At 71.8% G+C, this 18,271-nt stretch carries 18 protein-coding genes; 10 read left to right on the top strand and 8 right to left on the bottom strand.

What is annotated here, in order from left to right; genetic code table 11:
* Positions 1-15: 15 nt before the first annotated feature.
* Both ABFX55_RS22235 and ABFX55_RS22240 read right to left on the bottom strand, forming a co-directional pair.
* Positions 16-774, bottom strand: coding sequence for a maleylpyruvate isomerase family mycothiol-dependent enzyme (locus ABFX55_RS22235; protein ID WP_346123866.1), 759 nt, complete (start codon positions 772-774; stop codon positions 16-18).
* A 58-nt stretch (positions 775-832) separates the two neighbouring features.
* Positions 833-2,866 (bottom strand): spermidine synthase, encoded by a 2,034-nt coding sequence (locus ABFX55_RS22240; RefSeq protein ID WP_346123868.1) that lies wholly within the window; start codon positions 2,864-2,866, stop codon positions 833-835.
* 175 nt (positions 2,867-3,041) lie between these two features.
* On the opposite strand from ABFX55_RS22240, the gene ABFX55_RS22245 reads away from it, so the two are divergent.
* Together ABFX55_RS22245 and ABFX55_RS22250 are read left to right on the top strand one after the other, a co-directional pair.
* Entirely contained in the window at positions 3,042-4,400 is a 1,359-nt protein-coding gene (locus ABFX55_RS22245; protein WP_346123870.1) for a S8 family serine peptidase, read from the top strand.
* A gap of 4 nt (positions 4,401-4,404) precedes the next feature.
* Entirely contained in the window at positions 4,405-4,626 is a 222-nt protein-coding gene (locus tag ABFX55_RS22250; protein WP_183645600.1) for a hypothetical protein, read from the top strand.
* Here the strand turns inward: ABFX55_RS22250 and ABFX55_RS22255 are convergent.
* Genes ABFX55_RS22255 through ABFX55_RS22265 form a run of 3 tightly spaced genes read right to left on the bottom strand, consistent with a single transcriptional unit; the run spans position 4,623 to position 6,987 of the window.
* The gene (locus tag ABFX55_RS22255; protein WP_346123872.1) at positions 4,623-5,504 is read right to left on the bottom strand and encodes an arginase family protein; all 882 of its coding nucleotides are present in this window, start codon (positions 5,502-5,504) and stop codon (positions 4,623-4,625) included. The genes ABFX55_RS22250 and ABFX55_RS22255 overlap by 4 nt on opposite strands.
* A gap of 56 nt (positions 5,505-5,560) precedes the next feature.
* Positions 5,561-6,283 carry an ABC transporter permease gene (locus ABFX55_RS22260; RefSeq protein WP_346123874.1) on the bottom strand — a complete coding sequence of 241 codons (723 nt, stop codon included), beginning with the start codon at positions 6,281-6,283 and terminating at the stop codon, positions 5,561-5,563.
* Positions 6,280-6,987 carry an ABC transporter ATP-binding protein gene (locus ABFX55_RS22265; RefSeq protein WP_346123876.1) on the bottom strand — a complete coding sequence of 236 codons (708 nt, stop codon included), beginning with the start codon at positions 6,985-6,987 and terminating at the stop codon, positions 6,280-6,282. The genes ABFX55_RS22260 and ABFX55_RS22265 overlap by 4 nt, the downstream gene beginning before the upstream one ends.
* A 53-nt stretch (positions 6,988-7,040) precedes the next feature.
* On the opposite strand from ABFX55_RS22265, the gene ABFX55_RS22270 reads away from it, so the two are divergent.
* On the top strand, positions 7,041-7,676 hold the full coding sequence (locus tag ABFX55_RS22270) for a TetR/AcrR family transcriptional regulator (protein ID WP_346123878.1): 636 nt from the start codon (positions 7,041-7,043) through the stop codon (positions 7,674-7,676).
* Positions 7,673-8,164 (top strand): nitroreductase family deazaflavin-dependent oxidoreductase, encoded by a 492-nt coding sequence (locus tag ABFX55_RS22275; protein ID WP_346123880.1) that lies wholly within the window; start codon positions 7,673-7,675, stop codon positions 8,162-8,164. Before ABFX55_RS22270 ends, ABFX55_RS22275 begins: the two co-directional genes overlap by 4 nt.
* Here ABFX55_RS22275 and rpsD read toward each other — a convergent pair.
* The gene (gene rpsD, locus ABFX55_RS22280) at positions 8,161-8,775 is read right to left on the bottom strand and encodes a 30S ribosomal protein S4 (protein WP_346124119.1); all 615 of its coding nucleotides are present in this window, start codon (positions 8,773-8,775) and stop codon (positions 8,161-8,163) included. The two genes, ABFX55_RS22275 and rpsD, sit on opposite strands and share 4 nt — an antisense overlap.
* A 77-nt stretch (positions 8,776-8,852) precedes the next feature.
* Between rpsD and ABFX55_RS22285 the strand changes: the two genes are divergently transcribed.
* Together ABFX55_RS22285 and ABFX55_RS22290 are read left to right on the top strand one after the other, a co-directional pair.
* Positions 8,853-9,575, top strand: a complete 723-nt coding sequence (locus tag ABFX55_RS22285; protein ID WP_346123882.1) for a DUF2470 domain-containing protein — start codon at positions 8,853-8,855, stop codon at positions 9,573-9,575.
* 68 nt (positions 9,576-9,643) lie between these two features.
* Positions 9,644-10,147: a hypothetical protein gene (locus ABFX55_RS22290; protein WP_346123884.1), complete on the top strand. Its 504-nt coding sequence runs from the start codon at positions 9,644-9,646 to the stop codon at positions 10,145-10,147.
* Here ABFX55_RS22290 and ABFX55_RS22295 read toward each other — a convergent pair.
* Both ABFX55_RS22295 and ABFX55_RS22300 read right to left on the bottom strand, forming a co-directional pair.
* A complete protein-coding gene (locus tag ABFX55_RS22295) occupies positions 10,082-11,548 on the bottom strand; it encodes an OmpA family protein (RefSeq protein WP_346123885.1) in 1,467 nt (488 codons plus the stop codon). The two genes, ABFX55_RS22290 and ABFX55_RS22295, sit on opposite strands and share 66 nt — an antisense overlap.
* Positions 11,549-11,691: 143 nt before the next feature.
* Complete coding sequence (locus ABFX55_RS22300; RefSeq protein WP_346123887.1) at positions 11,692-12,882, bottom strand: ROK family transcriptional regulator; 1,191 nt, start codon at positions 12,880-12,882, stop codon at positions 11,692-11,694.
* Between the two features lie 140 nt (positions 12,883-13,022).
* Here ABFX55_RS22300 and zwf point away from each other — a divergent pair, with 140 nt between their 5' ends.
* The 4 genes from zwf to eda all read left to right on the top strand — a co-directional run bounded on the left by zwf (position 13,023) and on the right by eda (position 18,165).
* On the top strand, positions 13,023-14,483 hold the full coding sequence (gene zwf / locus ABFX55_RS22305) for a glucose-6-phosphate dehydrogenase (RefSeq protein WP_346123889.1): 1,461 nt from the start codon (positions 13,023-13,025) through the stop codon (positions 14,481-14,483).
* A 4-nt stretch (positions 14,484-14,487) separates the two neighbouring features.
* Positions 14,488-16,398 (top strand): phosphogluconate dehydratase, encoded by a 1,911-nt coding sequence (gene edd, locus ABFX55_RS22310; protein ID WP_346123891.1) that lies wholly within the window; start codon positions 14,488-14,490, stop codon positions 16,396-16,398.
* Positions 16,399-16,591: 193 nt separating this feature from the next.
* Positions 16,592-17,557: a glucokinase gene (gene glk / locus ABFX55_RS22315; RefSeq protein ID WP_346123893.1), complete on the top strand. Its 966-nt coding sequence runs from the start codon at positions 16,592-16,594 to the stop codon at positions 17,555-17,557.
* Positions 17,554-18,165 carry a bifunctional 4-hydroxy-2-oxoglutarate aldolase/2-dehydro-3-deoxy-phosphogluconate aldolase gene (gene eda / locus ABFX55_RS22320; protein ID WP_346123895.1) on the top strand — a complete coding sequence of 204 codons (612 nt, stop codon included), beginning with the start codon at positions 17,554-17,556 and terminating at the stop codon, positions 18,163-18,165. Before glk ends, eda begins: the two co-directional genes overlap by 4 nt.
* The last annotated feature ends 106 nt before the right edge of the window (positions 18,166-18,271 follow it).

Below are 18,271 nucleotides of genomic sequence, written 5' to 3' on the forward strand. Positions count from 1 at the left end.
CCCGGTCCCGAGCGGCTACCGGGTGACGAGCACGAGCATACGGCGCAGGTAGGCGGCCCAGGCGGGGTCGCCTGCGACCTCGACGCCGCCGCCCCTGCCCCACATCCACAGCAGCACCTCGGCGGGCTCACCCGCGACCAGCGCGCGGGGCGCCTCGACGCCGCCCTCGGAGATCCGCACCGACGTGGGCGAGGGACGGACCGTCCACTCGCGCTCCCCCGCCCGCACGACGATCGCCTCCTCTCCTTCGGGCCCGGCCAGGTGGCCGCCCTCCATCGCCGCGAACTCCTCGGGCGACTGCGCCGCCTCGTAGGCCAGGAAGGCGGTCAGCACCTCGTCCACGCCGTCGGCGGCCAGGTCGGCGGGGATCGGCGTCACCGGCAGGCCCGCCGCCAGCTCGGCGTCGACGCGGTGGATGACGCTCTCGTGGGCCATTCTCCTGATCCAGAAGCCGACGCTCTGGTCGGGTTCGTACCAGGTCAGAGCGGGCGAGTCGGCCGGTCTGGCGGCGAACTCGGCGGTCAGCGCACCGTACGCCGCGTCGAGGACGGCCAGCGGCTCGCCCGACAGGTCCGGATCCCACGGGTCGGGGTAGGAGCCCGTGCGCATGGTGACCGTCTTGTGCATGTAGACGGCGGTGATGTGGGTGAGCAGGTCGGCGGCGCTCCATCCGGGGCAGGACGGCACGGGGGCGGCGGGGTCTCCGGCGGCCGCCGCCTTCCTCAGCAGGGAGTAGTCGGCGGCCAGGCACTCGAGCAGGCGGTTGTTGTTCACGGGAAGGCAGCCAACCACATCGGCCCCCCGGGATCCACCGCCGGGGTTTCGTTGCCGGTCAGGCCACCGCCCTGCGCGGGAGCAGCGCGAAGGCGCCCAGGTAGAGCACCGCCGCCACGATCAGCAGGCCCTTGTAGCCGACCACCAGGGCGAGGTACTCGAGGCAGCCGCCCACCATCGCGCCGAGCAGGTTGGCGCCGAAGGAGGTCGTCGCGTCGGCGGACTCGGAGAAGCGCTTGGCGAAGACCACGTTGGCCGCGAAGATCGGCAGGAAGGCCACTGTCACGGCCGCCACGACGCGCACCGGCACGGGGAGCCCGAGCAGCCACGTGTTGGGCACCAGCCACGCCAGCACCAGTCCCGCGAACAGCACGCCGTACATCACCGGCAGGGGTGGCGTGCGGAAGCGGCGGGTCACCTCGACGGCCGCGAGCACGGCCACCAGCACCCCGGCGAAGACGATGGCGTTGACCACCCACGTGGTGCCGAACAGCAGCGCGAACCCGGTGACGCTCTTGGTCTCCAGCAGCAGGAAGCCCACGCCCAGCAGGAAGAGGTCGGCGTAGGGCCGCATCCTGGCGAACGGCCCCGCGACCACGCGCACCGCGAGGAGCGAGACGATCAGGATCAGGCCGAGCGTGATGATGTACAGCGAGGGGATCGTCGAGTCCTTCAGGTAAAGGAAAGGCCTGTCGTCGCCGGTCGGGACGGGTGTGCCCGCCGCCGCGCCCGCCCACTGCGGACCGCAGCGCTGGGCGTCGGGGGTGAGGCCCGCGGTGATGACGGCCTGCTGCCCCGACTGGCTGACGACGTCGACGCACGGCTTGTGCCCGAAGGCGTTCTGCATGGTCGAGGCGAGCCTGTCGACCAGCCAGCTCTCGCGGTAGTAGTTGTACATCGAGAACGCCCCGCCGGGCTTCAGGTGCTCGCGGGCGGCCCGCATCGCCTCCTCGGTGAACAGGTAGCTCTCCAGCCGCAGCGAACTGGCCCCCGACACCAGCGTGAGCGAGTCGGGAAGGGCGAAGAGGATGAGGTCGTACTTCCTGTCGGTCTGCTCCAGGTAGGCACGGCCGTCGGTGATGGAGGTGGTCACGCGCGGGTCGCTGTAGGGGTGGTCGGGGTGGTAGGTGCCGCCCAGCTCGCGCAGCTTGGGGTCGATCTCGACGGCGTCCACCCGCTGCGCGCCCTTGGACAGCGCGATCGCCACGTCGGTGCCGCTGCCCGCGCCGACGATCAGAACGTCCTTGGGCGGCGCGGCGGCCCTCTCGTACGGCAGGCCGTACTGCGCCTCCCACTGCAGCCTTGCCGCCGCGGGCACGGCCTCCTGGTGCGGGATGCCGTTCACCTGGATGTTCATGACCCGCACGCCTGCCCGGTCGAGCTCGTTGTAGGTCACCTTGTAGTAGGGCGACCACAGCGCGCCCGCGGTGAGCGTCTCGACCAGCAGCAGCCCGACGACCAGCAGCGAGGGCACCACCACCAGCAGCACATACGGCACGCGCGGCCTGGGCACGAGCAGCACCCCGTAGGCGACGGCCGCCAGGACGCCCCACACCACGGGCGGCGCGCTCAGGAACGACAGCGCGGTGAACAGCGCGATGCCGCTGAGCGAGCCGATGAGGTCGTAGCGGTAGGCCTCCAGGCGAGGCAGCTCGGGAAAGCACCGCCCGACCAGCTCGGCGGGGCCCATGAGCACCAGCGCGGCGGCGACGAAGATCACCGGCAGGATCACCCACGCGGGCGGTCCTGTGGTGGCCAGGCTGGTCCAGTACAGGACGCCCTCGGTCTCCCTGTTCACCGTCACGGGGAACATCAGCACGACCAGCACCAGCACCGCCAGCACGACCGGCGAGTAGTACGGCTGCCGCCTGGACCGCCCGACGCGCAGGAAGCCGAGGCCGATGCCGAGGAAGGAGCCGAGCAGCACGAAGTTGGTGAAGTAGCTCAGGTGCACGATGTTGGAGCCCGTCCACCGGATCAGCGCCAGCTCGAGGAAGAGCATGAAAGCGCTGGCCAGGATCAACCGCGGCCTCACGGCCATCCAGTGATCACGAGTGGAGTCGGAGGAGGCGGCCTGCACCTGTGCGGTCATGCCGCCACACGCTAGTGAACCGGCCGTCGTCAGGGAAGCCCCCACGCGGCGTCCCGATAAGCGTGAAATGCCGTGTTTTCCCAGGTCACAACCCTCGAGAGTCGCTGGACGCGAGAGGTGATGTTGAAGGAATGTGGGGAGGTTCGATCCCTCCATCAGAATTCGGTGATCCCCCATGCGAGTGCTCATCCAGCTACGCCCGTCCCCAGACCTGGTCGCGGCGGTCACCGACCCCGGCCTGAGCGCCACGACCGCCGACGTGGCCGACGGCCTTCCAGGGGTGATGCTCGACCCGTCCTTCACCCCCGTGGCCGTCCCCAGGCCCGTTCCCCCCGCGGGCGGCGACCCGCTCTCGCTCGACCAGCCGCTCGACTTCTCCATGGCCGCCGAGGAGGCCTCGGTGCTGGTGCGGGGCGAGATCTCCGACGACGAGCTGACCACGAGGCTGGCGCTGCTGCCCACGCTGCGCCCCGACGTCGTCGGGGTCTTCGCCGACCCCGTCATCGAGCCGAACCTCACCTGCGGCGGCGACGCGCCCGTCGGCGACTGGCGCGACGTCGAGCGGCTGCTCGGCACCTCGGCCCTGCACGCCGAGGGCCTCGACGGCTCGGGGGTGGCGCTGGCCGTGCTCGACACCGGCATCAACGCCGCCCACGTGGCCAGGCACCTGGGCAGGGGCGTCAACCTCGACGCCGAGCGCAGCTGGAACCCCTCGGGTGTGCAGGGCCGTCCAGGCGAGTTCGAGGTCGACCACGGCACGATGTGCGCCTTCGACACCCTGATCGCCGCGCCCCAGGCGTCGCTGATCGACATCCCCGTGCTGCTGTCGAGCCGGATGGGCGGCTCGGTCCTCGACGGCCTGCTATCGGACGCGGTGGCCGCCTTCGCGCACCTGCGGACCGTGCTCGAGGCCCAGCCCGCCGAGTCGAGGTCGCTGGTCATCAGCAACTCGTGGGGCTCCTTCTCCCCCCGATGGGACTTCCCTCCCGGCCACCCCGGCAACTACTCCGACAACGCCGCCCACCCCTTCAACCTCGTCGTGGCCTCCCTCGACAGCGCGGGCGCCGACGTGCTGTTCGCGGCGGGAAACTGCGGGCGCGAGTGCAAGGACGGCAGGTGCGCCTATCCCGACCGGCCGATCGGAGGCGCCAACTCCCACCCCAGGGTGCTGTCGATCGGCGGCGTCGACACCGAGGGCGAGCGCGTCGGGTACTCCTCACAGGGGCCAGGACGGCTGGCCGCGCGCAAGCCCGACCTGTGCGCCTACACGCACTTCTCCGGCTCGAAGGCGTTCGGCGACGGCGAGCCGGACTCCGGCACCTCCGCCGCCTGCCCGGTGGCCGCGGGCCTGGTCGCGGCGATCCGCACCCGGTGGCCCGCCGCGCGCCTGTCGCCCAGCCAGCTGCGCTCGCTGCTGCGGCGCACCGCCGACGACCGCAGCGACGTCGGCTACGACTTCGACTACGGCTACGGGGTCGTCGACCCCGCGGGAGTGCTCGCCGCCCTGCGCCGAAGGGCCAAGCGCGTAGCCTGACCGTATGGTCCTGGTCACCGTACGGCTGCCGCCCGGCGCGACGCTCGCCGACGCGATGGAGCGGCTCGGGCTGGCGGAGGAGGAGGTGGACACCGGCTACGGCCTGGTGCTCATCGACCCTGACCAAGGGCTGTACGGCTTGCGCGTGACCGAGGAGGCGGGCCACCGCACCGGCCCGCCCTTCTCCGACCCGAGGATCGAGCCCTTCGGCCCCGAACCGCGCTAGGCGAGCGCCAGCGCCTGCTCGACGTAGCCCACGATGCGCTCGGCCTCGTGTCCGTCCACGTCGAGATCCGGGTTGTAGATGGTGAGCGACCATCCCGCGCAGCCCGGTCGCCGCAGCGCGATGGCGGTGAGCTCGGTCAGCTCCTCCCAGCGCAGTCCCCCCGGCTGGGGGTAGTCGACGGCGGCCAGCTGGTCGGTGGCCAGGACGTCGAGGTCGACGTGCAGCCACCACCGCGACGCCGACCTCTCGACGGAGGCGATGGCGTCGTCCGCCAAGGCCGCGACGCGTCCGCTGAGCTCCCTGTCGGTGGCGAACCACAGCGAGCCGCGCAACGAGCCGACTCCGTGCTCCAGCAACTCCTCGCTGTCGCGCGGGCCCAGCAGCGCGGTGGCCTCGGGGCGCAGCACGGGCGCCAGCTCCGGCCCGACGTCGGCGGAGGTGACGCCGAGAGCGAGGCCGAGCTCGCAGTCCGCGGCCTCTCCCGTGGTGGAGTCGGCGGGCGGCCAGGCGTCCTCGTGACCGTCCACGAACAGCAGGCCGACCGAGCCGTGGACCGAGCGGCAGGCGGCCAGCGCCCCTGGCAGCACCGCGCAGTCCCCGCCGACCAGGAGCGGGAAGGCGCCTCCCGCCATGATCGCCTCGACCTTCCGCCTGACCTCGGCGAGCATGGACGCCAGCGCCTGCTCCGCCAGGAGCCGCGACGCCTCGCCGCGCCGTGGCACCGGCTCGCTGAACGCGACGTCGCCGACGTCCCTCACCTCGTGAGAGAGCCCCGCCCGCGCGACCAGACCCGCTCGGCGCAACGCGTGCGGTCCCCGGGCCACCCCGGTCCGCACCCCCGCGGAGTTGAACCCCGCTCCCAGAACGTCGATCCTCACCCCTCCAGTCAACCCGCCCGACCCCGGATCGCACCACTCCGACGCCCCGGCTGTGGTCAGGCGTTGTCCCGGCTGAAGACTCTCGTGCCCACCGTCAGGCTGATCGCCGCGAAGGCCGCCACCACCAGGACGCCCACCGCGACCACCCCGCTGGCGTAGGTTCCCGCGAACAGCTCGCGCATGGCCTCGAGCACGTACCGGAACGGGCTGACGTACGACAGCGTGCTCAGCCACTGCGGCGCCATCGACATCGGCAGGAACGTGCCAGACAGCAGCATCAGCGGCCAGACCGCCGTCATCATGACGGGCGCGAACAGGTGCTCGTTCAGCCGCATCGCCGCCGCGTACGACAGCGCCGCCAGGCTGACGCCGAGCACCACCACCAGCGCCATCGCGCCCAGCACGCCGAGCAGCGGGGCGCGCAGGCCGATGAGGTAGGCCACGGCCACCAGCAGGACGGTCTGCACCACCAGCGTGAAGGTGTTGTTGAGCACCCTGCCGAGCAGCAGCGGCAGCCGGCCCGCCGGGGTGACGCGCAGCCGCTCCAGCACGCCGGAGCGCCAGTCGAAGACCACGCCGAACCCCGCCATGCCCGCGCTCAGCAGGCCGAGCTGGATGATCAGTCCGGGGACCAGCGTCTCCCAGGTGCCGAAGGTGGCGAAGATCGGGCCGAACAGCACCAGGAAGAACAATGGCTGCGCGGCGGTGATCAGGATGGCGAACTTGTTGCGCAGCGTGATGCGCGTGTTGTGGCGGAAGATCAGCCAGGTGTCCCTCATGCCGGCCTCCCCGCGATCTCCAGGAACGCCTCGTTCAGCGTGCGCTCGCCCTTGAGCTGGTCAGGGGTGCCCTCGGCGGCGATCCTGCCGCCGTCGACGATCAGAAGCCGGTCGCAGAGCGCCTCGGCCTCCTCCAGGTAGTGCGTCGACAGGAAGACCGTCAGGCCGAGGGAGCGGATGTGCTCCCAGAGCGCGGCCCTGCTCTGCGGGTCGAGGCCGGTGGTCGGCTCGTCGAGGAAGAGCACCGAGGGGCGGTGCAGGAGGCCGAAGGCGATGTCGAAGCGGCGTCGCTGGCCGCCGGACAGGGCGCCGCCCGGCATGCCCTCCAGTCCGGTGAGCTCCAGCGTGGCCAGGACGTCGGCGATGCGGGAGCGGGCCTCGGCGCGGCTCATGCCGTACAGCATGGCCTGGAGTTCGAGTTCGTCGCCGAGGGGGTTGACCGGGTTCACACCTCCGCTCTGGGAGACGTAGCCGATGCTGCGCCGTACGCCTCGGGGGTCGGAGCGCAGGTCGTGACCCGCGATGGTGGCCGCGCCCGAGCTGGGCCGCAGCAGGGTGGTCAGCATGCGCATGGTCGTGGTCTTGCCCGCGCCGTTGGGGCCGAGGAAGCCGACGATCTCGCCGGGGGCGACGGTGAGGTCCACGCCGCGGACGGCCTCGACGCCGTTTCTGAAGGTCTTGGTCAGACCGGATACATCGATCACATTTTTAGAGTAGCTCCAATTTTGGTGTGACTGCAAGCTTGTAGCATGTGCCCATGGACGAGGGGCTGCGCGAGCGCAAGAAGCGGCAGACCAGGCGGCGCATCGCCGACATGGCGATGGGGCTGTTCATGGCGCGCGGGTTCGACCAGGTCACGGTGGCCGAGGTGGCACGGGCCGCCGACGTGTCGGTCAACACCGTCTTCAACTACTTCGGCACCAAGGAGGATCTCTTCCTCGATCGGCAGGAGGAGGTCGAGGACCTGCAGAGCAGGGTGGTGCGCGAGCGCGGGAAGGGCGAGAGCGTCGTGGCGGCCTTCCGCCGCGACTTCATGGAGGCGATCGAGGAGCGCGACTGGCGCCACGGCCTCAACGAGGGCGCCGACGTGTTCGGGCGCCTGGTGGGCGACAGCCCCTCGCTGATGGCGCGCTTCAGGGAGCTGGAGCACGCCCAGACGCAGCGGCTGGCCAGGACACTGGCCGAGGAGTCGGGCGCGGACCCCGACGACCTGACCCCCTCCCTGGTGGCCGCGCAGATCCTGGAGACCACCAGGCTGCTCTCACGGCACGCCACGGCGCGCACGCTGGCGGGCGAGAGCTGGGCCGAGATCGTTCCGCTCCTCAGAAGCCAGACGGAGCAGGCCTTCGACCTTCTGGAGAAGGGCATCTCGGGCTACTGTGTGCGAGTGTGACGCTCATCGAACGGCTGCGGCCGTTCTTCCAGTGGCTCGCGGGCACCGACGCGTTCATGAAGGCGGGCCCGAAGATCGTTCCCGCGATGGACCGCCTCGCGCACAGGCTCACCCGAGGCCGTCCCATCAGTGACCGGATGATCCCCACGCTGGTGCTGTTCACGACGGGGTCCAGGACCGGGCAGCCGCGCGAGACCCCGCTGGCCTGCCTGCCCGAGCCGGAGGGCACGCTGCTGATCGTGGGCAGCAACTTCGGCAGGGACAGGCATCCGGCGTGGAGCGGCAATCTGCTGAAGACGCCGCGCGCGGCCGTGAGCTTCAGGGGCGAGCGCTACCCCGTGCTCGCCAGGCTCCTGGACGGCGAGGAGCGCGAGCGGGCCTGGCCCGGGCTCATCGCGCAGTGGCCCGTCTACGACCGTTACACGGCGAAGTCGGGCCGCGAGCTGCGCGTCTTCAGGCTCACCCGCGCCACGGCCGACGAGGCCTAGCGGGAGTAGAACTCCACCACGAGCTGCTCGTCGACCGGTACGGCGATCTGCTCGCGCTCGGGCCTGGCGGCCAGCGTGAAGGTCAGGTTGGCGTGGTCCACGCTCAGGTAGGGAGCGATCCGCTCGTCGGCGTAGATCCCCTCGGCCGCCGCGACGAAGGGCTGCATCGGGCGCGAGCGCTCGCGCACCGCGACGACCTGGCCCGGCTTGACGAGATAGCTGGGGATGTCGACCTTGCGGCCGTCGACGCTGATGTGGCCGTGCGTGACGTACTGCCTGGCCGCGTAGATCGAAGGGGCCAGGCCCGAGCGCAGCACGAGGGAGGCCAGGCGGCTCTCCAGCAGCACGACCAGCTCGGCGCCCGAGGCGCCCGACTTGCGGACGGCGAGGTCCCAGTAGCGGCGCAGCTGCCGCTCGGACACGTCGTAGAACCAGCGCAGCTTCTGCTTCTCCATCAGCCGCAGCCCGTAGTCGCCGGTGGTGCGGCGGTTGGTCTTGCGGCCGTGCTCGCCCGGCGGATAGGGGCGCTGCTCGAAGTAGCGGACGGCTTTCCTGGTCAGCGGGACGCCCGCGCGTCGGGACAGTCGCACCTTCGGGCCGGTGTAGCGCACGTTCACCTCAATGTGGTTAGGTAATCCTTACTAAGGTAAGCCTAACCTACTTTTGACGCTGATCTCAAGGAGACGCCATGCCGCTGGCCGCCCCGCCGCTCCCGGAGCGGATCCGCACCCTCGCCGCGACCTCCCGCGCCGGCCAGCTGGTCGTCGACGGCGTCCGCTGCCCCGTGACCGGCGCCGTCGACGGCGCGGGCCGTCCCGTCCTCCTCGTCAGGCCCGGTGAGCCGCTGCACCCGCTGCGCGGCGACGCGGTGGTGTCGGTGAGCCTGACCTCCATGCGGGTGCTCGGCGGGGTCGAGCACCCGAGGGGCATCGTCGAGGTGCAGGGCTGGGCCGAGGCCCTCCCCGAGGACGAGGTGAGGGCCGCCGCGGTCGCGATCGCCGAGCACGTCGCAGACGAGGCGCTCTTCGAGGCCATCGAGGGATACGGCTCGCCGGGCGCCCCGAGGGTGCTGCGCCTCGACGTCGGGCAGGTGGTCTACCTGACGGGTGAGGACTCCGGGGTCCTGGACGCCGACGAGTACCTGGACGCCTCGCCCGACCCGCTCGCCGAGGTGGCCGAGCGGGTGCTCGCCCACGTCAACGGCGCCCACAGGGCTCAGCTCGCCTCGGGAGTGGGGCGGCTGCTCGGCCTGCCCGCCGAGCCCGTGTGGCTGTGGGAGCTCGACCGCTACGGCGCGACCGTCAGGATCGGCGAGGACGACCCCGCCCTGGTGCGCTTCCCCTGGCCCGAGCCCGCCGGCACCGTCGTGTGCCTGGAGGAGTCGCTGCGCGCGATCCTGTGCACCTGCTGAGGCCCTGAGGGCGCCCGAAAAGGCAAGCCTTGATCCATTCGCCGCCCGGCTCGCCTACCATGCATGTCGTGAGCAGACCCGGCCGGCGCGAACGCGCCCTGATGACCGTCGCGGCCCTCGCCGGCACGTTGATGCTGGCCTTCTCGGCGATCCTCATCGGCGGCTCGCTGCCGTCGTCGGGCCCGTGGGGCGCTCAGGACGAGGCGGAGCCGCCGTCACCCGCCCACCACTCCGTCCAGGGCGTCGGGGCCGCGACGCGCACCCCGCGGGCGCCCGAGCGGCCTGTCGCCCAGCGGGTGACGCCCGAACCTGACAGGAGCAGGCCTTCGCGGCCGACCAAGCTCAGGCCCGAGCGCAGCCCGCGGCCCACCCCTTCCGCGGCGGAGCCGAGCACGGCGGCGCCCGAAGTCTCCGCCGCTCCCCCTTCGCCTCTTCCGAGCCTGGTGGAGGCCACGCCGCAGGCTCCCAGGCCCACACGCACCAAGAAGCCCAAGCGGCCGAAGAGGCTAGTCCACCGCGACTCGAAGCTCAGGGAAGTCGCCGACCCTGAGCTTGAGCGAGGCGGTCCCTGAGGGCAGGGCGAACAGCGTCCAGTACTCCCTCGTCTGGCCGGGGCCGAAGGTCTCGGCGCTCAGCCGCACGCCCGCGGTCTCGCTGCAGGCGCAGTAGGCGTCGGTGTCGTCGTCGGTCGTCACCATGATCCGGCCAGGCAGGTACTCGCGGCGGGCGGCCACGTCGGTCAGCCGGACGTTGCTGGCGCTGCGGTACTTGTACGACATCCACTCCGAGGACCGGCTCAGCTCGTTGTAGTGGGCCTCCTGGTCACCGTTGTTGGTGACGCGGTAGGTGAGCACGGCCAGCTGGCCGGGCAGCGTGCGCAGCCCCGTCACCTCCAGCCCGAACGGCTGGCCCTCGGCGCGCGAGGTGGCCTTCGATCCCTCGGCGCCGGGAGCCGCGGTGGAGGTGGTCGTGGGCGAGGGGGTGGCGGTCTCGGGCTTGAGGAAGGTCACGGTGACCCTGCGGTTGCGGCGGCGGCCCTCGTCGCTCGCGTTGTCGTAGAGCGGCCTGCGCGAGCCGTACCCCTTGGCCTCGAAGGCGATGCCGTCACGGGTGACCAGCGACGACAGCGCCCGCTGGACGGCCTGGGCGCGCCGCCGCGACAGCGGGTCGTTGATCGCGTCGGTGCCGGAGGAGTCGGCGTGGCCCTCGACGGTGACGGCGGGCCCGGTCGAGGCGTCGACGAGCTTGGCCGTACGGGCCAGCACGCTCCTGGCCTTCGGCGTCAGCGTCGCCTTGTTCACCGCGAACAGCACGTCGGAGGAGAGGCTGACGCGCAGGTCCCTGCCGTCGTCGGCGGTCTCCTCGCTCTTGTCGAGCGATTCGGAGGGCACCTGGACGGGGTGGCTGAGGGTGCTCACCTGCTGGGCGCCGGGGTCGGGCAGCGCCATGCCCGGAGCCGGCACCGGCGGCTCGTCGCTGACCGGCACGTCGAACATGGGCGCGGTCTCGGGGGTGACGATGGTGACCGTCTCGGGCTCGCCCGAGGGAGCGGGCAGCACGCCGTAGACGGTGATCGACTCCCCGGGCTCGAGGGAGTAGGGCAGGTCGTCGCGGTCCTGGTCGGAGCACAGGCACACCCCGTCCGCCGGCTTGTACGGCAGCAGCAGCCGGTGCGCGGCGCCGTCGAGCACGCCGATGCCCGAGGCCCACCTGATCTGCCCGAGCGGCCTGGTGCTGTCGCCCATCGGGCCCGTCCAGGAGATGTCCTCCTCGGTGCCGGCGTTGGAGAGCCGCAGCTGCACGACCAGGTGCCTGCCCTCGACCCTGTTGACCGCGACGGGCTCCACCTTGAGCAGCGTCTTGTCCACGCCGTGGACCGCGGCGGCCAGCGCGGGCCTGTCGTCGCCGCCCGCCGAGGAGCCGGGCGAGGGCGCGGGCGACGAGGAGGAAGGGGCCGCGGACGAGGGCGTCACGGAGGAAGGCGCCAAGGTAGGGGGCGCCTGGGACTGCTGCGCCGCGGGCAGGAAGGACATGGGGCTACATCCGGCCACCAGGATCACAAAGGCGGCGAAAGTCACAAACCTTGACCACATTGGGTAGATCCTGCCACACGCGGTTACTGGCGTGTCAGCCGATTGGTGAGGGTCTCGTCCACGGCGTCCGGTGACAGCACGTGGTCCAGCACCATGACCGCGCAGCCACTGATGCCCGCGGCCGCGCCCAGCCGGCTGGTCTCGATCCGCAGCCTGCGCGTGGCCAGCGCGGTCGAGCGCCGGTAGACGACCTCGCGGATGCTCGACACCAGAGGGCCGAACGCCTCGGCCACGTCGCCGCCGAGCACGACCACCGCGGGGTTGAGGATGTTGACCGCTCCCGCGAGGACCTCGCCGATCCTGCGACCCGCCTCGCGCACCATCGCCATCGTCTCGGCGTCGCCGGCGCGGACCAGCGCGGTGACGTCCGGGATCGTCTTGACGTCGCGCCCGGCCGCCCGCAGGTCGCGCAGCAGAGCGGTGCCGCTCGCCACCGAGTCGACGCAGTCGACGTTGCCGCACCTGCACAGCACGCCTCCGCCGTCGCGGACGGGGATGTGCCCGATCTCGCCCGCCGCGCCGAGCGCGCCGCGCAGGATCTCGCCTCCCGCGATGACGCCCGCGCCGATCCTGGTGGAGACCTTCACGAACATCAGGTCGCCGGTCTCCTCGGCGTAGACGCCGCGGTGCTCGCCGATCGCCAGGACGTTCACGTCGTTGTCGACGAAGACCGGCACGGGGAAGCGCTCGCGGATCAGAGGGGGGATCACCACTCCCGTCCAGCTGGCCATCACCCTGGCCGACTCGGTGCGGCCCGCGGCGAACTCGACGGTCGCGGGCACGCCCATGCCGACGCCCTTGACGGGCACGCCGGGGCGGCCCTCCATCAGCTCGTCCCAGGTGTCCATGAGCAGCGGCAGCACCACGTCGGGGCCCTGCTCGACGTCGATCACGAACTCGCGCCCCTCGAGCTCCACACCCGCCAGGTCGCACACCGCCACCCTGGTACGGCTCGCGCCCAGCGCCGCGACGAGCACGACCCCGCCCGCGGCGTTGAACTCCAGGCGCACGGGAGGGCGCCCACCCGTGGAGGGGGCATCGGTCCGCTCGACGACGAGACCGCGTTCGAGCAGCTCGCCGACGCGCAGCGAGACGGCGGGACGGGACAGGCCCGTCACCCTGCCGAGGTCCGCGCGCGTGACTGCCTCACCGGTGCGGATGAGGTCGAGAACCTCCCCGCTGGTGGCGAGCGTGGCTGCGGTACGTCTGGGCATCGGCCAAGTGAATCACAGACGGTTAGGTAATGAAAAGTCACGACTTTCTCATCTCAAATAGCAAAAGCCTGGTTGTGTAGACCCGAAACTCTGGCTAGTGTCCGTTCTGTCCTTCCTTGGTAGACCATCGGAGCCCTGGCGTGTCCTCCCCCACCTCTCACACCGCCGATCTGGTCGTTTTCGGCGGCACCGGCGACCTGTCCATGCGCAAGCTGCTGCCCGCCCTGTTCCACTCCGACCTCGAGGGCCGTCTCGCCCCCGAGACGCGGATCGTCGCGATGTCGCGCGGCGGCCTCACCGACGCCGACTTCCGCGGCAAGGTGGACGCCGAGGTGCGCGCGGCCGTACCCGACGACGGGGTGGCCTGGCAGCGCTTTCTCGGCCGCCTGCACCACGTGTCGGTCGACGTGGGCGGCGAGGACAAGAGCGGCTGGTCGACCGTGGTGCGGATGCTGGCGGGGCACGAGGACAGGGACAGGGTGTTCTACCTGGCCAGCCCGCCCATGACGTTCGGCCCCTTCTGCAGGGAGCTGCAGGAGGCCGGTCTGGTGACCCCGCGCTCGCGGGTGGTGCTGGAGAAGCCGCTCGGCCGCGACCTGGTCAGCGCCCAGCGCATCAACGACGAGGTCGGCGAGATCTTCGACGAGCGGCAGATCTTCCGCATCGACCACTACCTCGGCAAGGAGACGGTGCAGAACCTGCTGGTCCTGCGCTTCGCCAACGCCTTCCTCGAGCCGATCTGGAACTCCCTCTGGATCGACCACGTGCAGATCACCGCCGCCGAGACCGTCGGCACCCCCGGCCGCCGCGGCTACTACGACCACGCGGGCGCGCTGCGCGACATGGTGCAGAACCACCTGCTGCAGCTGCTCACCCTGGTCGCGATGGAGCCGCCCGCGCGCAACGACCGCGAGTCGATCCGCGACGAGAAGGTGAAGGTGCTGCAGTCGCTGCGCCCCATCGTCGGCAGCGAGGTGGACCGCTTCACCGTGCGCGGGCAGTACACCGGCGAGGGCGACATGCCCTCCTACCTGGACGAGCCCGCCTCCACGCCGACCACCGAGGCCTCGCGCAGGGTCGAGACGTTCACCGCGATCCGCGCCGAGGTCAAGAACTGGCGCTGGGCGGGCGTGCCGTTCTACCTGCGCACCGGCAAGCGCATGCCGTACCGGCGCTCGGAGATCGTGATCCAGTTCAAGGACGTCCCGCACTCCATCTTCCCCGGAGGCACCCCCAACCGCCTGGTGCTGCGGCTGCAGCCCGAGGAGGGCATCGAGCTGCACATCATGGCCAAGGAGCCGGGAGCGGGCGAGACCATGCTCAAGCCGGTGCCGCTGTCGCTGTCGTTCGGCAAGACGTTCACGGCGCGTGTCCCCGAGGCCTACGAGCGCCTGCTGACCGACGTGCTGGCGGGCAACCCGACCCTGTTCATGCGGCGCGACGAGGTCGAGGCCGCGTGGCGGTGGATCGACCCGATCCTGGCCGCGTGGGAGTCGTCGGCCGAACTTCCCGAGCCCTACCCCGCAGGGACGACCGGTCCCGCGGGCGCGCACGAACTGCTCGGCCGCAGCGGCCGGGCCTGGCACGAAGAGGAGGCGTAAGACAGTGAGCCCGACGAACCCGATCATCCAGCAGGTGACCGAGCGGGTGGCCGAGCGCTCCCGTGCCAGCCGTACCGTCTACCTGGAGCGGATCAGGCGCGAGGGCTCGCTCGCCCGCGAGCGCGGCCCCGCCCGCGCGCACCTCGGGTGCGCGAACCTGGCGCACGGCTTCGCCGCCGCCTCCGCCGAGGACAAGCCCCTGCTGCGCGGGTCGGCCAAGCCTGGCGTGGCGATCGTGACCAGCTACAACGACATGCTGAGCGCGCACCAGCCGTACGAGACCTACCCGGGCGAGCTCAAGACCGCCGTGCGCAAGGCCGGCGGCGTGGCGCAGGTCGCCGGCGGCGTGCCCGCCATGTGCGACGGCATCACGCAGGGCCGCGCCGGCATGGAGCTCTCGCTCTACAGCCGTGACGTCATCGCCATGTCGACCGCGATCGCGCTGTCGCACGACATGTTCGACGCCACGCTGATGCTCGGCGTCTGCGACAAGATCGTGCCCGGCCTGCTGGTCGGCGCGCTGCACTTCGGCCACCTTCCCGCCGTCTTCGTCCCTGCGGGGCCGATGACCTCGGGGCTGCCCAACAAGGTCAAGGCCCGCACCAGGCAGCTGTTCGCCGAGGGCAAGGTCGGCAGGGACGAGCTGCTCGACGCCGAGTCGCAGTCCTACCACTCCCCCGGCACCTGCACCTTCTACGGCACCGCCAACTCCAACCAGGTGATGATCGAGGTCATGGGCCTGCACCTGCCGGGCTCGACCTTCGTCAACCCGCACACCGAGCTGCGTCACGCGCTGACGGAGGCGGCCGGGGCCCGCGCGGTGCAGATCACCGCGCACGGCGAGGAGTACGCCCCCGTCGGCGAGGTCGTCGACGAGAAGTCGATCGTCAACGCCTGCGTCGCGCTGCTGGCCACCGGCGGCTCCACCAACCACACCCTGCACCTGGTCGCCATCGCGGCCGCCGCGGGCATCGTGCTGACCTGGGACGACCTGGCCGAGCTGTCGAAGGTCGTGCCGTCGCTGACGAAGATGTACCCCAACGGCCAGGCGGACGTGAACCACTTCCGCGACGCGGGCGGCATGCAGGTGCTGATCGGCGACCTGCTCGACAACGGCCTGCTGCACGGCGACGTGCTGACGATCGCGGGCCGCGGCCTCGACCACTACCGGTCGGCCCCTTCGCTGAAGGAGGGGTCGCTGGTGTGGGAGGAGGTCACCTCCGGCAGCTCCGACCTCGACGTGCTGCGTCCCGTCGCCGAGCCGTTCTCCGCCGACGGCGGCATCCACATGCTGGAGGGCAACCTGGGCTGCGCGGTCAGCAAGGTCTCGGCCGTCAAGCCCGAGCACCTGGTGATCGAGGCGCCCGCCAAGGTCTTCGACGACCAGCTTCAGCTGCTTCGCGCCTTCGAGGCGGGAGAGCTGGACGGGCAGGACTTCGTCGCGGTCATCCGCTACCAGGGCCCCTCGGCCAACGGCATGCCCGAGCTGCACAAGCTCACCCCTCCGCTCGCGGTGCTGCTCGACCGCGGCCAGCGGGTGGCGATCGTGACCGACGGCAGGATGTCGGGCGCGTCGGGCAAGGTGCCCGCGGCCATCCACCTGTCGCCCGAGGCGGCCGACGGCGGCCCCATCGCGCTGGTGCGCGAGGGCGACCTCATCAGGCTCGACTCGGCGGCGGGCAGGCTGGACGTGCTGGCCGACCTGTCGGAGCGGGTCCCCGAGGGCCGCGCGCTGAGCGACGCGGAGTGGGTCGGCACGGGCCGCGAGCTGTTCTCGGCCTTCCGCAGGATGGCGGGGCACGCCGAGCACGGGGCGAGCGTCTTCGGCGTCAACGGCGCGGAGTCGCCCACCCACGGCCCCGGCCTCGGCTTCGCCGCCCCCGCGGGCTTCGCGCACTCCGAGGTCGCCGAGTGAGCCCCACCACCGCGCAGAGGCCCCGCCTCACCAGGGTTCCCGCCCTTCTGAAGGCCCCTACCCCCATCGACCGCCGGGCCCTTCCTGAGAACCACGACGCCGTCCACCGTCCGGCCCTGCGGAAGACCCGCGCCGTCACCCGCCGTCCGGCAGCGCGGAAGGGCGCGGCCGCCGTCCTCGCCGGAGGTGCGCGGTGAGCGCGTTCGACCTGCCCTGGCTGGTGGCCGACATCGGTGGCACCAACGCCAGGTTCGGACTCGTCCGCGAGCCCGGCGGGCCGCCCACCGAGGTGGCCGTGCTGGCCGGAGCCGACCATGCCACGCTTCCCGACGCCGTAGCCGCCTATCTCGCAGACCATGCGGGCGGAGTGCGGCCGGGAGCGGCGTGCCTGGCGGTCGCCGGGCCGATCGACGGCGACGTCTACCGGCTGACCAACCTGCCGTGGACGGGCTCGGTGCGCGACCTCGGCATCCCCTACGCGACGCTGCTGAACGACTTCGAGGCGCTGGCGCTGTCGCTGCCCCACCTGGACGGCGACGAGCTGATCACGCTGGGCGGCCCACCGCCCGCGCGGGGGGTCAAGGCCGTCCTCGGCCCCGGCACGGGGCTCGGGGTGGGGGCGCTGGTGCCCTCCGAGCGCGGCTGGGTGCCCGTTCCTGGCGAGGGGGGCCACGTCACCGTGCCCGTCCTCGACGACAGGGAGCTGGAGGTGGTCCGCGTCCTGCGGGCGGGCGGCATGGCGCACGTGGTGGCCGAGGACCTGCTCTCGGGGCCAGGGCTGACGCGCCTGCACGGCGCCCTCGCGGTGGTGAACGGCGTCTCCGCGCCCAGGCTGACGGCCTCCGACATCGTCGCCAGGCTCGACGACTCGCTGTGCGCGCAGACGGTCGAGGTGTTCTGCGGGATGCTCGGCAGCTTCGCCGGCAACGTGGCGCTGACCCTCGGCGCCAGAGGCGGGGTCTACCTCGGCGGCGGCGTGCTGCCCCGTATCGTGGACCGGGTCCGCGCCAGCGACTTCCGCCGCCGGTTCGAGGCCACGCCCCACCTGGTCGACTACCTGTCGGCCATCGCGACCACCCTGATCGTCGCGCCCCAGCCGGCGCTCACCGGAGCGGCCGCGTGGCTGGCGCAGCAATCGTTGAAGGAGCTCGTCCCATGAGTCTGCTCGACCTCGCCCCCGTGGTGCCCGTCGTCGTCATCGACGACGTGGAGACCGCCGTGCCGATGGCGCGCGCCCTGGTGGAAGGTGGCCTGCCGGTCATCGAGGTCACGTTGCGCACGGCCGGCGCGCTGGAGGCGATCTCCCGCATCGCCGCCGAGGTGCCCGACGCGGTGATCGGTGCGGGCACGATCCGGACTTCCTCCGATATTTCGGCATCCGTGGAGGCTGGGGCGAAGTTCCTGGTCTCCCCTGGGACGACGCCCTCGCTGGTGGACGCCCTGCTGGCAAGCGGGGTGCCCTTCCTGCCCGGCGCCGCGACCGCCTCGGAGGTCATGGCGCTGGCCGAGCGGGGCATCGGCGAGCTGAAGTTCTTCCCCGCCGAGGCCGCGGGCGGCCTGCCGTACCTCAAGTCGCTGGCGGGGCCGCTGCCGGACGTCAGGTTCTGCCCGACGGGCGGCATCAGGCTCGAGACCGCGCGTGACTACCTCGCTCTGCCGAACGTCGGCTGCGTGGGCGGCACCTGGCTCACCCCCGCCGACGCCCTGGCGGCCGGTGACTGGGAGCGCGTGAGGAAGCTCGCCGCGGAGGCGGCCGCGCTGCGCTGAGAGCGGTGCCGGGCTGAGAACGGTGCCGGGCTGAGAACGGTGCCGGGCTGAGAACGGCACCGAACCGAGAGCGACAGTGATGAGACTCGTCGGCGGGACAACCTCC

The sequence above is a fragment of the Nonomuraea roseola genome, from assembly GCF_039535395.1.
Taxonomy (GTDB): Bacteria; Actinomycetota; Actinomycetes; order Streptosporangiales; family Streptosporangiaceae; genus Nonomuraea; species Nonomuraea roseola.